Annotated in this window: 11 protein-coding genes; all 11 read left to right on the top strand. The window is 66.5% G+C overall.

Annotated features, from left to right (window positions below; all coding sequences use genetic code 11):
- The first annotated feature begins 6 nt into the window (after positions 1 to 6).
- The 11 genes from ACM1PE_RS11015 to ACM1PE_RS11065 all read left to right on the top strand — a co-directional run bounded on the left by ACM1PE_RS11015 (position 7) and on the right by ACM1PE_RS11065 (position 13,853).
- Entirely contained in the window at positions 7 to 1,395 is a 1,389-nt protein-coding gene (locus tag ACM1PE_RS11015; protein ID WP_059379681.1) for a NarK family nitrate/nitrite MFS transporter, read from the top strand.
- Positions 1,396 to 1,549: 154 nt separating this feature from the next.
- Complete coding sequence (locus tag ACM1PE_RS11020; RefSeq protein WP_280016030.1) at positions 1,550 to 5,293, top strand: nitrate reductase subunit alpha; 3,744 nt, start codon at positions 1,550 to 1,552, stop codon at positions 5,291 to 5,293.
- Positions 5,290 to 6,855 carry a nitrate reductase subunit beta gene (gene narH, locus ACM1PE_RS11025; protein ID WP_059379683.1) on the top strand — a complete coding sequence of 522 codons (1,566 nt, stop codon included), beginning with the start codon at positions 5,290 to 5,292 and terminating at the stop codon, positions 6,853 to 6,855. Before ACM1PE_RS11020 ends, narH begins: the two co-directional genes overlap by 4 nt.
- Positions 6,856 to 6,869: 14 nt before the next feature.
- Positions 6,870 to 7,517: a nitrate reductase molybdenum cofactor assembly chaperone gene (gene narJ / locus ACM1PE_RS11030; protein ID WP_054454743.1), complete on the top strand. Its 648-nt coding sequence runs from the start codon at positions 6,870 to 6,872 to the stop codon at positions 7,515 to 7,517.
- Between the two features lie 18 nt (positions 7,518 to 7,535).
- The gene (gene narI / locus ACM1PE_RS11035; RefSeq protein ID WP_059379684.1) at positions 7,536 to 8,219 is read left to right on the top strand and encodes a respiratory nitrate reductase subunit gamma; all 684 of its coding nucleotides are present in this window, start codon (positions 7,536 to 7,538) and stop codon (positions 8,217 to 8,219) included.
- A gap of 22 nt (positions 8,220 to 8,241) precedes the next feature.
- Positions 8,242 to 9,003 carry a peptidylprolyl isomerase gene (locus ACM1PE_RS11040; RefSeq protein WP_118931947.1) on the top strand — a complete coding sequence of 254 codons (762 nt, stop codon included), beginning with the start codon at positions 8,242 to 8,244 and terminating at the stop codon, positions 9,001 to 9,003.
- Complete coding sequence (gene moaA / locus ACM1PE_RS11045) at positions 9,000 to 9,998, top strand: GTP 3',8-cyclase MoaA (RefSeq protein ID WP_059379686.1); 999 nt, start codon at positions 9,000 to 9,002, stop codon at positions 9,996 to 9,998. The genes ACM1PE_RS11040 and moaA overlap by 4 nt, the downstream gene beginning before the upstream one ends.
- 1 nt (position 9,999) lies before the next feature.
- On the top strand, positions 10,000 to 10,659 hold the full coding sequence (locus ACM1PE_RS11050; RefSeq protein ID WP_059379687.1) for a carbonic anhydrase: 660 nt from the start codon (positions 10,000 to 10,002) through the stop codon (positions 10,657 to 10,659).
- The gene (gene mobB / locus ACM1PE_RS11055; RefSeq protein ID WP_419343275.1) at positions 10,656 to 11,153 is read left to right on the top strand and encodes a molybdopterin-guanine dinucleotide biosynthesis protein B; all 498 of its coding nucleotides are present in this window, start codon (positions 10,656 to 10,658) and stop codon (positions 11,151 to 11,153) included. Before ACM1PE_RS11050 ends, mobB begins: the two co-directional genes overlap by 4 nt.
- Before the next feature lie 79 nt (positions 11,154 to 11,232).
- Positions 11,233 to 13,170: a type IV pili methyl-accepting chemotaxis transducer N-terminal domain-containing protein gene (locus tag ACM1PE_RS11060; protein WP_059379689.1), complete on the top strand. Its 1,938-nt coding sequence runs from the start codon at positions 11,233 to 11,235 to the stop codon at positions 13,168 to 13,170.
- Positions 13,171 to 13,181: 11 nt separating this feature from the next.
- Complete coding sequence (locus tag ACM1PE_RS11065; RefSeq protein ID WP_054454724.1) at positions 13,182 to 13,853, top strand: response regulator; 672 nt, start codon at positions 13,182 to 13,184, stop codon at positions 13,851 to 13,853.
- The last annotated feature ends 12 nt before the right edge of the window (positions 13,854 to 13,865 follow it).

The raw sequence follows: 13,865 nt of genomic DNA on the forward strand, positions 1-13,865 counted from the left end.
ATCCCTATGTCTTCCACTCAAGTCCTTGCGCGCTGGGAGCCGGATAATCCCGGCTTCTGGAAGCAGACCGGCGCCCGCGTCGCCAACCGCAATCTCTGGATCTCCATTCCGGCGCTGATGCTGGCGTTCAGCATCTGGATGCTGTGGAGCGTGGTGGTGGTCAACCTGGACCGCGCCGGCTTCATGCTGTCCAAGAACCAGATGTTCTGGCTGACGGCGTTGCCCGCGCTGTCGGGCGCGACCCTGCGCATCTTCTATTCCTTTCTGGTGCCGGTGTTCGGCGGGCGCAAGTGGACGGCCATCTCCACGGCCTCGCTGCTGATCCCGGCGCTCGGCATGGGCTTCGCCCTGCGCGACCCGACCACCTCGTTCCCGACCCTGCTGATCCTGGCGCTGCTGTGTGGCCTGGGGGGCGGCAACTTCAGCTCCAGCATGGCCAACATCAGCTTCTTCTTCCCCAAGGAGAAGAAGGGCCTGGCCACCGGGCTGAATGCCGGCATCGGCAACCTGGGCGTTTCCCTGGTGCAGTTCGTGGTGCCGGTGGTGATTTCCATCGGCGTGTTCGGCGTGGCGGGCGGCGAGCCCCAGGTCATCAACGCCAATGGCGCGCAGCAGAATCTGTGGCTGCAGAACGCCGGCTTCATCTGGGTGATCCCGATTGCGCTGGCCTCGATCGCGGCGTGGTTCGGCATGAACGACATCGCCGACGCCCGCGCCTCGTTCGCGGACCAGGCCGTCATCTTCAAGCGCAAGCACAACTGGCTGATGTGCTGGCTGTACGTGGGCACCTTCGGCTCCTTCATCGGCTTCTCGGCGGGCTTCGCCATGCTGACCAAGACGCTGTTCCCGCAGGTCGACCCCATGGCCTATGCCTTCCTGGGCCCGCTGGTGGGATCGCTGACGCGGCCGTTTGGCGGCTGGGTGTCGGACAAGCTGGGCGGCGCGCGCGTCACGCTGTTCACCTTCGCGGCCATGATCGCGGCGGTGCTGGGCGTGGTGACGTTCCTGCCGGTCGCCGGGCAGGCCGGCAATTTCAATGGCTTCCTGGCCATGTTCATCGTGCTGTTCGCGCTGACCGGCGTGGGCAACGGCTCGACCTTCCGCATGATTCCCGTGATCTTCCTGCGCGAACGCACGCAGGCGGCCGAAGGCAAGGGTGCCGCCGCTCAGAAGCAGGCCCAGGCGGACGCCGCCAAGGAATCGGCCGCGGTGCTGGGCTTCTCGGGCGCGATCGGCGCATACGGCGGCTTCTTCATCCCGCGCAGCTTCGGCACCTCGCTCGAGATGACCGGCAGCGTGCAGGCCGCCCTGTATTGCTTCATCGGGTTCTACGCCACTTGCATGGTCATCACCTGGTGGTACTACGCCCGCCGCAATGCGCCGGTGCCTTGCTAGCGCGTAGCGGACGCGGCCGGAGTGACTAGTCATTCTGCCGCGCCCGGCCTGTGCCACCGGCGAATGGTCCGGCAGGCGGGCCGCGCCCACAATGGATTCAACAGCATCGATCGCAGTACGCGCCGGCGGGGCCGGCGCTCTTGGAGAATAGAGAATGAGCCATTTTCTGGACCGCTTGAAGTTCATGTCGCGGGTGAAATCCACCTTCGCGGACGGTCACGGCGAAACGGTCAACGAGGACCGCAAGTGGGAGAACGCCTACCGCGCCCGCTGGCAGCATGACAAGGTGGTGCGTTCGACGCACGGCGTGAACTGCACCGGCTCCTGCTCCTGGAAGGTCTACGTCAAGAACGGCCTGATCACCTGGGAAACCCAGCAGACCGACTACCCGCGCACGCGGCCGGACCTGCCCAACCATGAACCCCGCGGCTGTCCGCGAGGCGCCTCCTACAGCTGGTACGTCTACTCGGCGCAGCGCGTGAAGTATCCGATGATCCGCGGCCGCCTCATGGAAATGTGGCGCGAGGCGCGCAAGACCATGGACCCGATCGCGGCCTGGGAATGGATCAGCCAAGATCCCAAGCGCGCCAAGCGCTACAAGGCCGTGCGCGGACTGGGCGGCTTCGTGCGTGCGGACTGGGACACGGCGATGGAGATCGTGGCCGCCGCCAACGCGCTCACGATCAAGAAGTTCGGCCCTGACCGCGTGATCGGCTTTTCGCCGATCCCGGCCATGTCCATGGTCAGCTATGCGGCAGGCGCGCGCTATCTCAGCCTGCTGGGCGGCGCCTGCCTGAGCTTTTACGACTGGTACTGCGACCTGCCGCCCGCCAGCCCGCAGATCTGGGGCGAACAGACCGACGTGCCGGAATCGGCCGACTGGTACAACTCGACCTACCTGATGGTGTGGGGCTCCAACGTGCCCCAGACCCGCACGCCCGACGCGCACTTCTACACCGAGGTCCGCTACAAGGGCACCAAGACGGTGGCCGTGTCCAGCGACTTCGGCGAAATGGTCAAGTTCGGCGACATCTGGCTGGCGCCCAAGCAGGGCACGGATGCCGCGCTCGCCATGGCCATGGGCCATGTGATCCTGAAGGAATTCCATCTGTCCGGCGCGTCGGAATACTTCCGCGACTACGTGCGCCGCTACACCGACATGCCCATGCTGGTGCTGCTGAAGGAGCGCGACGGCTTCCACGCGCCGGACCACTTCCTGCGCGCCTCGCATCTGGACGGCGCCCTGGGCGAACAGAACAACCCCGACTGGAAGACGCTGGTGCTGGACGCCAAGACCGGCGACCTGGTCGCGCCCAATGGCAGCATCGGTTTCCGCTGGGGCGAAGGCGCGGTCAACGGCGGCGAGAAGGTCGGCCGTTGGAACCTGGAGTCCAAGGACGGCGGCAGCGGCCGCGAGATCGAACCCGCGCTGAGCCTGTTGGATCAGTCCGATGCCGTGGTCGGCGTGGGCTTCCCGTATTTCGGCAGCGAGCATGGCGAGCTGCAGGTGCGCAATGTGCCTGCGCGCCGCATCCGCCTGGCCGACGGCAGCGAGGCCCTGGTGGCCACGGTGTACGACCTGCAGATGGCCAACTATGGCCTGGATCGCGGCCTGGGCGGCGGCAACGTCGCCAGCTCCTATGACGATGACGTGCCTTACACGCCCGCCTGGCAGGAAAAGCACACCGGCGTGCCGCGCGCGCAGGTCATCCAGGTGGCGCGCGAGTTCGCGCAGAACGCCCACGACACCGAAGGCAAGTCCATGGTGATCGTCGGCGCCGGCCTGAACCACTGGTACCACATGGACATGATCTACCGCGGCATCATCAACATGCTGATGATGTGCGGCTGCGTTGGCAAGAGCGGCGGCGGCTGGGCGCACTACGTGGGCCAGGAAAAGCTGCGCCCGCAGTTCGGCTGGGCGCCGCTGGCCTTCGCCGCCGACTGGGTCCGCCCGCCGCGCCAGATGAACGGCACGTCGTTCTTCTATGCGCACACCAGCCAGTGGCGCCATGAAAAGCTGAACGTCCAGGAAATCCTGGGCCCGACGGCGGACCGTGGCCGCTATGGCGACCTCAGCATGATCGACCTGAACGCCCGCGCCGAGCGCATGGGCTGGCTGCCGTCGGCGCCGCAATTGCGCACCAATCCGCTGGACGTGGTGGCGCAGGCCGAAAGCCAGGGCAAGGACCCGGTGGCTTACGTGGCTGAACAGCTGAAGTCGGGCGAACTGCGCATGTCCTGCGAGAACCCCGACGACCCGGCCAACTTCCCGCGCAACATGTTCGTGTGGCGCTCCAACATCCTGGGCTCCAGCGGCAAGGGCCACGAGTACTTCCTGAAATACCTGCTGGGCACGCAGAACGCGGTGTTCGGCGACGAAGCGGAAGCGATCAAGCCCACCGAGGTGACCTACCAGGAAGACGCGGCCGAAGGCAAGCTGGACCTGCTGACGGTGCTGGACTTCCGCATGAGCACCACCTGCCTGTATGGCGACATCGTGCTGCCCACGGCCACCTGGTATGAAAAGGACGACCTCAATACCTCGGACATGCACCCCTTCATCCACCCGCTGAGCGAAGCCGTGCAGCCGCTGTGGGAAAGCAAGACCGACTGGGAGATCTACAAGCTGCTGGCCAAGAAGTTCAGCGAGATCGGCGGCCCCTACCTGGGCAAGCGCCGTGACGTGGTGCTGACCCCGCTGATGCACGACACCCCGGGAGAACTGGGCCAGGCTTTCGAACCCAAGGACTGGAAGCTGGGCGAATGCGACCTGGTTCCCGGCAAGACCGCGCCCAACATGACGGTGGTCGAACGCGACTACAACGACATCTACCGCAAGTTCACCTCGGTGGGGCCGCTGCTGGACAAGCTGGGCAACGGCGGCAAGGGCATCAACTGGAACACCGAGCACGAGGTGCATGAGCTGGCCGGCATCAACGAGGCCGTGACCGAGCCGGGCGTGAGCCAGGGCCGGCCCAAGCTCGACACCGCCATCGATGCGGCCGAGATGATCCTGACTTTCGCGCCCGAGACCAACGGCCACGTGTCGGTCAAGGCCTGGGAAGCGTTGGGCAAGATCACCGGACGCGACCACGCGCACCTGGCCATCGGCCGCGAGCACGACAAGATCCGCTTCCGCGACATCCAGGCGCAGCCGCGCAAGATCATCTCCGCACCCACCTGGTCGGGTCTGGAAAGCGAAGAGGTCAGCTACAACGCCGGCTACACCAACGTGCACGAGCTGATTCCATGGCGCACGCTGACCGGCCGCCAGCAGTTCTACCAGGACCACCGCTGGATGCTGGACTTCGGTGAAGGCTCCTGCGTGTACAAGCCCGCAATCGACACCAAGACGGTTGCGCCCATGCTGGGCCGCTACCCGAACGGCGAGAAGGAACTGGTCCTGAACTGGCTGACGCCGCACCAGAAATGGGGCATCCACAGCACGTACTCGGACAACCTGCGCATGCTGACGCTGAGCCGCGGCGGTCCTCACGTGTGGATCTCGGAAGCCGAGGCCAAGCAGGCCGGGCTGGTCGACAACGACTGGGTCGAAGTCTTCAACGTGAACGGCACCCTGACGGCGCGGGTGGTGGTCAGCCAGCGCGTGCCGGTGGGCATGTGCCTGATGTACCACGCGCAGGAAAAGATCGTGAACGTGCCTGGGGCGGAAACCAGCGGCAAGCGCGGCGGCATCCATAACTCGGTCACGCGCACGGTGCTCAAGCCCACGCACATGATCGGCGGCTACGCCCAGCAGGCCTACGGCTTCAACTACTACGGCACCGTGGGCGCCAACCGCGATGAATTCGTGGTGCTGCGCAAGATGAAGAAGGTGGACTGGCTCGAAGGTCCGCTGGTTGAAGCAACGCAACAAGAAGAGAAGCAATCATGAGGATACGCGCCCAAATCGGCATGGTGCTGAACCTGGACAAGTGCATCGGCTGCCACACTTGCTCGGTCACCTGCAAGAACGTCTGGACCAGCCGCGACGGCGTCGAGTACGCCTGGTTCAACAACGTGGAAACCAAGCCCGGCATCGGCTATCCCAAGGAATGGGAGAACCAGGAGAAGTGGAAGGGCGGCTGGAAGCGTACCGCCGCCGGCAAGCTGGAACCGCGCCAGGGCGGCAAGCTGCGCATCCTGGCCAACCTCTTCGCCAACCCGAACCTGCCGCAGATCGACGACTACTACGAGCCGTTCACCTTCGACTACGAGCACCTGCAAAAGGCGCCGCTGTCGCAAACGCCACCCACCGCGCGTCCGGTGTCGGTGCTGACCGGCAAGAAAATGGACAAGATCCATTGGGGCCCGAACTGGGAAGACGACCTGGGCGGCGAATTCAGCGCGCGCAGCCGCGACGCCTTGTTCGAGGGCGTGCAGAAGGAGATGTACTCGACCTTCGAGAACACCTTCATGATGTACCTGCCGCGCCTGTGCGAACACTGCCTGAACCCGGCCTGTGTCGCCAGCTGCCCGTCCGGTTCCATCTACAAGCGTGAAGACGACGGCATCGTGCTGGTCGACCAGGACAAGTGCCGCGGCTGGCGCATGTGCATCTCGGGTTGCCCGTACAAGAAGATCTACTACAACTGGAGCAGCGGCAAGGCCGAGAAGTGCACCTTCTGCTATCCGCGCATCGAGGCCGGCCAGCCGACCGTGTGTTCGGAAACCTGCGTGGGCCGGATCCGCTACCTGGGCGTGATGCTGTATGACGCCGACCAGATCGAGCACGCTGCGTCCACCGCCAGCGAACAGGACCTGTACCAGTCGCAGCTCGACCTGTTCCTGGACCCGCATTCGCCCGAGGTGATTGCCGCGGCGCGCGAGCAGGGCATCCCGGAATCGTGGCTGGAGGCCGCGCGTAAATCGCCGGTCTACAAGATGGCGGTGGAGTGGCGCGTCGCCTTCCCGCTGCATCCGGAATACCGCACCTTGCCCATGGTCTGGTACATCCCGCCGCTGTCGCCCATCCAGACGGCCGCCGAGTCCGGCCAGATGCCGCGCCGCACGGTGGGCAAGAGCGGCATGATTCCCGACGTCTCCAGCCTGCGCATCCCGGTACGCTACCTGGCCAACCTGCTCACGGCGGGCAAGGAAGCGCCGGTGGTGCAGGCGCTGGAACGCATGCTGGCCATGCGTGCCTACAAGCGCTCCGAGACCGTGCATGGCGAACGCGACACGGCCTTGCTGGACCAGGTGGGGCTGACGGAGGCCACGGTGCAGGACATGTACAAGATCATGGCCATCGCCGACTACGAAGACCGCTTCGTGGTACCCAGCAGCCACAAGGAAGTCGTCGAGGACAGCTTCAACGAGAAGGGCAGCTGCGGCTTCACCTTCGGCAACGGCTGCTCCGGCGGGGTGTCGGAAGGCACCTTGTTCGGACGCAAGCCCCAGGGCAGCGAGATCTTCATCGAGATGCCGAAATCCCGCAAGAAGGCCGCTTCGGCCTAGGAAAGGAGAAAACCATGAGTCTTTACCGCCTGCTTTCCGCCTTGCTGTGCTACCCGGAACCCGAGCTGCTGGACGCGCTGGGTGAAGTCGAAACCGCCTTGGCCGACTATCCCGACGCAGAGGAAACCCTGCAGCCGCTGGTCGGCTACCTGGCCACCAACGACCTGATCGCGCTGCAGGAGAACTACGTCGCCACCTTTGACCGCAACCGCTCGCATTCGCTGCACTTGTTCGAACACGTGCACGGCGAAAGCCGCGACCGCGGCCAGGCCATGGTGGACCTGCTGGACACCTACCGCGAGCACGGATTCGAGCCGGTGGTGTCCGAGCTGCCTGACCATGTGCCGCTGTTCCTGGAGTTCCTGGGCGTCATCGACCCGGCCCAGGCGCAGGACCTGCTGGACGACGCCATCCACGTGCTGGCCGCCATCGGCGCGCGCCTGGCCAAGGGCGAAAGCCCCTACGCCTGCATCTTCGCGGTGCTGCGCGCCCAGTCCCGCGTGATTCCGCGCGAACAGACCGAGGCGCCCGTGCGCGACATGGACGAGGCGATGGAAACGTTCGGCATAGGCGCGGACGGCGTGGAACCGCTGCTGCGGCCGTTCTCGGGCGATGGCGCGCAGACCGTGCGCTTCTATCCCCGCGCGCCCGCGGCTCATTAATCTTCAGGACGACGCATCATGAACTCCCTGAATCAGTTCTTCTTCGGCATCTATCCCTACATCGCGCTGACGATCTTCCTGTTGGGCAGCCTCGTGCGCTTCGAGCGCGAGCAATACACCTGGAAGACGGACAGCTCGCAGCTGCTGCACCGCGGGCAATTGCGGCTGGGCAACATCCTGTTCCACGTCGGCATCCTGGGCCTGTTCTTCGGGCATCTGGCCGGATTGCTGACGCCGGTGGTGGTGTGGGACACGCTGGGCGTGTCGCACAGCCTGAAGCAGACCGTGGCCATGGTGGCCGGCGGCGTCATGGGCGGGCTGTGCCTGATCGGCCTCCTGATCCTGATCCATCGCCGCCTGAGCGACCCGCGCATCCGCGCCACCACGCGGCCCGGCGACAAGCTGCTGCTGTTGTGGATCCTGGTCACGCTGTTGCTGGGCCTGTCCACCATCGCGCTGTCGGCCGGCCACATGGACGGTGAAATGATGGTGCGCCTGATGACCTGGGCGCAGCACATCGTCACCTTCCAGGGCGACGCGGCCAGCCATATTGCCGACGTGCCGCTGCTGTTCAAGGCGCACCTCTTCATGGGCCTCACGCTGTTCGTGATCTTTCCGTTCACGCGCCTGGTCCACGTCTGGAGCGGCTTCGCCTCGGTGGGCTATCTGGGCCGCGCCTGGCAGCTGGTCCGTCCGCGCTGATTCCCTGTCCCAGGAGCCGACCATGCCTGTCATCGTCAATGGCGTCGAACTGAACGACGCGGATCTGGAACGCGAACTGCCCCTGCATGCGGAGGCCGGCAATCCCATGCGCGAGGCGATCACCGCCCTGGTGCTGCGCCGCGTGCTGCTGGACGAGGCCAGCCGGCTGGGCCTGGACCCCGCGGACGAGGAGGGCGCCATCGGCGCCTTGCTGGCCCGCGAGGCGCCGGCGCCCGAGGCCGACGAGGCCGCCTGCCGCCGCTTCTACCAGATGCACCCGCAACGCTTCATGGCGGGTGAGCTGATCGAGGCGGACCACATCCTGTTCCAGGTCACGCCGGGCGTGAACCTGGACATGCTGCGGGCCCATGGCAACGCCGTGCTGGCGGAGTTGATGGAAGATCCGTCGCGCTTCGCCGAGGTGGCGCGCGAACAATCGAACTGCCCGTCCGCCGCGGTGGGCGGCAGCCTGGGCCAACTGGGCCGCGGCGACACGGTGCCGGAATTCGAGCGGGCGGTGTTCGCGCTGCCCGCGGGAGGCCTGTTGCCGCAGTTGCTGGAAACCCGCCACGGCCTGCATATCGTGCGCGTCACGCGGCGTATCGAAGGCCGCATGCAACCCTACGAGCATGTGGCCGGACAGATCGCCGCCGCGCTGTCGTCCATGAGCCGCGATACGGCCTGGCGCCAGTACGCCAAGCTGCTGGTCGAACGCGCCGACATCCAGGGCATAGACCTGCAGGGCGAAGAGCCCGAGCGCGTCTACAGCGGGAGCGCCGCATGATGGACGAGCCGGCTGCGGGACCCCTGGTGGACGGCCATGGCCGCCGCATCGACTATCTTAGGGTGTCGGTCACGGACCGCTGCGACCTGCGTTGCAGCTATTGCCTGCCCAAGGATTTCAAAGGATTCGAAACCCCCGCGAATTGGCTGCGCCACGACGAGATGGCGCGGCTGGTGGGGTTGTTCGCCGGCTTGGGCGTGAGCAAGGTCCGGCTGACCGGCGGCGAGCCGCTGCTGCGCCGCGGCGTTGCAGGTCTGGCTGGCGTCATCGCCGCCATGCCCGGTTTGAAGGATCTGTCCGTGTCCACCAACGGCACGCAGCTCGCGCGCCACGCGCACGACCTGCGCGCCGCGGGCGTGGACCGGCTGAACATCAGCCTGGACACGCTGGATGCCGCCGCCTTCAGCCAGATCACCGGCCGGGATTGCCTGGAGTCGGTGCTGGCCGGGCTGGCGGCGGCCAAGCAGGCGGGCTTTGCGCCCATCAAGCTCAACAGCGTGGTGCATGCGGCCACGCCCGAGGCCGAAGTGCGCAGGCTGCTGGATTACGCGGTGGCGCAGGGCTTCGTGCTGCGCCTGATCGAGCCCATGCCCATGGGCAGCTGCGGCCAGGGCTACGCCCACATCGACTTGAATGCCCTGGGAGCACGGCTGGCCGCCGAAACCGGCCTGGTTCCCGCCCTGGGCGGGGCGGGCGCGGGACCGGCGCGCTACTGGACCACGGGCCATGGGACGCCCGTGCTGGGCGTGATCACCCCCATGTCGCGCCATTTCTGCGCGAGCTGCAACCGCGTCCGGCTGGGCGTGGACGGCACCCTGTACTTGTGCCTGGGGCAGGAAGACCAGGTGCCGCTGGGCCGCCTGTTGCGCGCGGGCGCCAGCGACGCCGAATTGATCCAGGCGATCCGGGCCGGCATCGCCGCCAAGCCGGAACGCCACGATTTTGTGGCCCGTCCGGAACGCATCGTGCGCTTCATGGCGCAGACGGGAGGCTGACATGCGCGACATCGAACGGCTGGTCGACGGCTTCCAGCGCTTTCAGCAGCAGTACTACGAGGACGCGCCATCGCTATACCGCAATCTCTGCGAAGGCCAGCACCCCAGCACCTTGCTGGTGGGCTGCTGCGATTCGCGGGTGGATCCGGCCATGCTACTGGGCTGCGACCCCGGCGACATCTTCACGGTGCGCAATGTCGCCAACCTGGTGCCGCCGGCCAGCACCGACCGCGGCCTGCAGGGCGTGCTGGCCGCGATACAGTTCGCGGTGGAGCAGTTGCAGGTCAGCCGCATCATCGTGCTGGGCCACGCCCACTGCGGCGGCATACGGGCGCTGATGGACCGGCGCACCCGGGGCGACGGCGAGACCGACTACCTGGAGCGCTGGATGGACATCGCGGAACCGGCCCGCAGGCAGGTGCTGCAGCAGATGCCGCAGGCGACCGCGGCCGAACGCCGGCGCGCCTGCGAGCAGGCCTCGATCCTGATTTCGCTGCGCAATCTGGAAGACCTGCCCTTTGTGCGGCGCGCGGTGGAGGCGGGCAGCCTGACCCTGCATGGCTGGTACTTCGACCTGGTGGCGGGCGCTTTGCTGGCATACTCGGCGCGGGCGGACGGATTCCTGCCCATCGTATGCCCATTGTTCACGGAGCTTGCATGACCCCAGTTTTCGGCATCGCCGGCCGTTCCGGCAGCGGCAAGACCACCCTGATCGAGGCCATGTTGCCGCTGCTGGCCGCGCGCGGCCTGCGGGTCAGCGTCATCAAGCACAGCCACCACGATTTCCAGATGGAGCCGCCCGGCAAGGATAGCGCGCGCTTCCGCCAGGCGGGCGCCCTGGAGGTGATGGTGGCCTCGCCGTTCCGCTACGCCATCGTCCACGAGCTGCGCGACGCGCCGGAACCCACGCTGGACGAGCAGCTGGCGCGCCTGTCGCCGGCCGACCTGGTGCTGGTCGAAGGCTTCAAGCAGGCCGCGATCCCGCGCATCGAAGTGTACCGGCCGGCCCTGGGCAAGCCGCCCCTGCATGCGCAAGACAGCGGTTTCCTGGCGGTGGCCACCGACGCGCCGCTGGATACCGATTTGCCCTGCCTGCCGGTCAACGAACCGGCGCAAGTCGCGGATTTCATTTGCCGCACCCTGGGGCTGGCTTGAGGGCGTGGCTCCGGAACAAGAGGCGCTGCGGCTACACTGGAAGCCGCAGCATTCCTCCAGCAAGACCGCGTTGAAAGCCATGAAGCCCACCGATACCGCCGCCCCAGCCGACGGCCTGCCTTCGCCCTGGCATCGCCTGTCCACGCGCATCGTCATCAGCTCCCTGGTGGCGCTGGTGGTGGTGCTGTCCATGGTCAGCTGGACGCTATGGCTGTCCTGGCAGCTGGAAGGCGCGGGCGCGGCCATCAACGACACGGGCAGCCTGCGCATGCGGGCCAACCGCGTGGCGGTGGAGCTGATGCGGCCGCAGGCCGGACGCGAGTTCCGCACCAACGAGCAGGTCCTGCTCATGGACGATACCATCGCGCGGCTGGCGCGCGGCAACCCCGCGCGCCCGCTGTTCATTCCCAACGACCAGGCCATCCGCAAGCAATGGCATGACGTGGCCGCCTACTGGTACGACATCATGAAGCCGGCCGCCACGCGCGCCCTGGCGCAGCCGGATGCCGCCACCTATCTGGAGACCCTGCCGGAATTCGTGGCCCGGGCCGACACGCTGGTGCGCATGATCGAACAGGACAACGCCGGCAAGACCACCTCGCTGCGGTTGTCGCAGGGCGTGCTGGCGGCTATCGCCAGCGCCGGCACGCTGGCAATGATCTACCTGCTTTACCTCTGGATCATTTCGCCGGTACTGCGCCTGCGCGATGGCCTGCAACGCATGGCGGCCAGGGAATTCAGCACCCGGCTGCCGGTGGAAAGCCAGGACGAGTTCGGCGTGCTGGCGCGCGGCTACAACCGCATGGCCGATGAATTGCAGGACCTGTACACCGGCCTGGAGCGGCGGGTGGAAGAAAAGACCGCGCAACTGGCCGCGCAGAACCGCGACATCGGCGCGCTCTACGACATGGCCGCCTTCCTGAACCAGCCCAACGAGATCGAGGCGCTGTGCGACGGCTTCTTGCGGCGTGTGATGCTGCAGTTCGACGCCGAGGGCGGCAGCATCCGGGCGCTGGATCCCAACAACGAGAAGCTCAACCTGATGGTGTCGGTGGGGCTGTCGGACGAACTGGTCGAGTCCGAGCATTGCATGCGTGTGAACGACTGCTATTGCGGCGTCGCCACGCGGCAGGCTGGGGTCATCGTCATCCAGGATTTCCGCGAGTCGCCGCCGGCCATGGAACTGAATTGCCAGCGCGACGGCTTTGCCAGCGTGGCCGTGTTCCGCATCGTCACGCGCGACGAGGTGCTGGGTTCATATTCCCTGCATTTCCGCCAGCAGCGCCGCTTGTCACCGGCCGAATCGCAGTTGCTGGAAACACTGGGCCAGCATCTGGGCGTGGCCCTGGACAACCGCCGCCTCAGCGCGCAGGCGCGCCAACTGGCGGTGGTGCGCGAACGCGGACTGGTGGCGCAGGGGCTGCACGACAGCCTGGCGCAGGGCCTGAACTTCCTGAACCTGCAATTGCAGATGCTGGACGCCGCCGTCAAGCGCGGCGACCAGGCGGAGATCGACGAGATCCTGCCGCTGTTGCGTACCGGCGTGGACGAAAGCTACCAGGACGTGCGCGAACTGCTGACCAACTTCCGCACCAAGCTGTCGCAGGGCGACCTGCAGGCCGGTATCGAAGACACCGTGGCGCGGTTCCGGCGGCAGACCGGGATCGAAACCGAGCTGCGCTTCGGCCCTGGCGCGGGCGCGCCGCTGGCACCCGACGAGCAGTTGCAGGTGCTCTTCATCCTGCAGGAAGCGCTGTCCAACGTGCGCAAGCATTCCGAAGCCAGCCACGTGCGCATTGACGTCGCCAACGACCGCGACTTCAGCCTGGTCATTGCCGACGACGGCCAAGGGTACGACCCCGCCGAGGTGGCCGAACGCGGCGAATCGCACGTGGGCCTGCACATCATGCGCGAACGCGCCGCGCGCATGCGCGCCGTGATAAAACTTGAATCGCAGCCCGGCGCCGGCACGCGCGTCGCGCTGACCTTGCCCGGCAGCGAACGCCAGGCCGCTTGAATATTCCGACCATGCCCATCCGTATACTCCTCGTCGACGACCACACCCTGTTCCGCTCGGGCGTGCGCTTGCTGCTGCAACGCCAGCCCGACTTCGAGGTCGTGGCCGAGGCCGGCGACGGCGTCGAAGGCCTGAAACGCGCCAAGGAACTCAAGCCGGACGTGGTCCTGCTGGACCTCAACCTGCCGGGCCTGTCGGGGCTGGAAACGCTGCAGCTGCTGACGCAGGAATTGCCATCGTGCGCGGTCATCATCCTGACGGTGTCGGAAGAGGCCGATGAACTGGGGCAGGCGCTGCGCGACGGCGCCCGTGGCTATCTGGTCAAGAACATCGACGCCGAGGCGCTGACCGCCGCGATCCGCCGCGCGGCGGGCGGCGAGCCGGTCATCGCCGAAAGCATGACGGCCAAGCTGGTCGAGCAATTCCGCGGCCAGGCCAGCCTGGCGGCGCAAGCGCCGCAGCCAGGGGGCAGCGCGGAGCGCCATCGCCTCACCGCGCGCGAAACCCAAATCGTGCAATGGCTGGCGCGCGGCGCCAGCAACAAGGTGATTGCGCGCGAACTGGACGTCAGCGAAAGCACGGTCAAGATCCACGTGCAAAACGTGTTGAAGAAACTGAACCTCACCAGCCGGGTGCAGGTCGCGGTGTACGCGGTCGAACACGGCCTGTACACGGAAGAATAGGGCGGCATGCGG

The sequence above is a fragment of the Achromobacter sp. PD1 genome (assembly GCF_048541815.1).
Lineage (GTDB): Bacteria > Pseudomonadota > Gammaproteobacteria > Burkholderiales > Burkholderiaceae_B > Achromobacter > Achromobacter bronchisepticus_A.

Coding starts and splice junctions, on each gene's coding strand:
- ACM1PE_RS11015 (WP_059379681.1), top strand. CDS start 7: ATGTCTTCCACTCAAGTCCTTGCGCGCTGGGAGCCGGATAATCCCGGC.
- ACM1PE_RS11020 (WP_280016030.1), top strand. CDS start 1,550: ATGAGCCATTTTCTGGACCGCTTGAAGTTCATGTCGCGGGTGAAATCC.
- narH (WP_059379683.1), top strand. CDS start 5,290: ATGAGGATACGCGCCCAAATCGGCATGGTGCTGAACCTGGACAAGTGC.
- narJ (WP_054454743.1), top strand. CDS start 6,870: ATGAGTCTTTACCGCCTGCTTTCCGCCTTGCTGTGCTACCCGGAACCC.
- narI (WP_059379684.1), top strand. CDS start 7,536: ATGAACTCCCTGAATCAGTTCTTCTTCGGCATCTATCCCTACATCGCG.
- ACM1PE_RS11040 (WP_118931947.1), top strand. CDS start 8,242: ATGCCTGTCATCGTCAATGGCGTCGAACTGAACGACGCGGATCTGGAA.
- moaA (WP_059379686.1), top strand. CDS start 9,000: ATGATGGACGAGCCGGCTGCGGGACCCCTGGTGGACGGCCATGGCCGC.
- ACM1PE_RS11050 (WP_059379687.1), top strand. CDS start 10,000: ATGCGCGACATCGAACGGCTGGTCGACGGCTTCCAGCGCTTTCAGCAG.
- mobB (WP_419343275.1), top strand. CDS start 10,656: ATGACCCCAGTTTTCGGCATCGCCGGCCGTTCCGGCAGCGGCAAGACC.
- ACM1PE_RS11060 (WP_059379689.1), top strand. CDS start 11,233: ATGAAGCCCACCGATACCGCCGCCCCAGCCGACGGCCTGCCTTCGCCC.
- ACM1PE_RS11065 (WP_054454724.1), top strand. CDS start 13,182: ATGCCCATCCGTATACTCCTCGTCGACGACCACACCCTGTTCCGCTCG.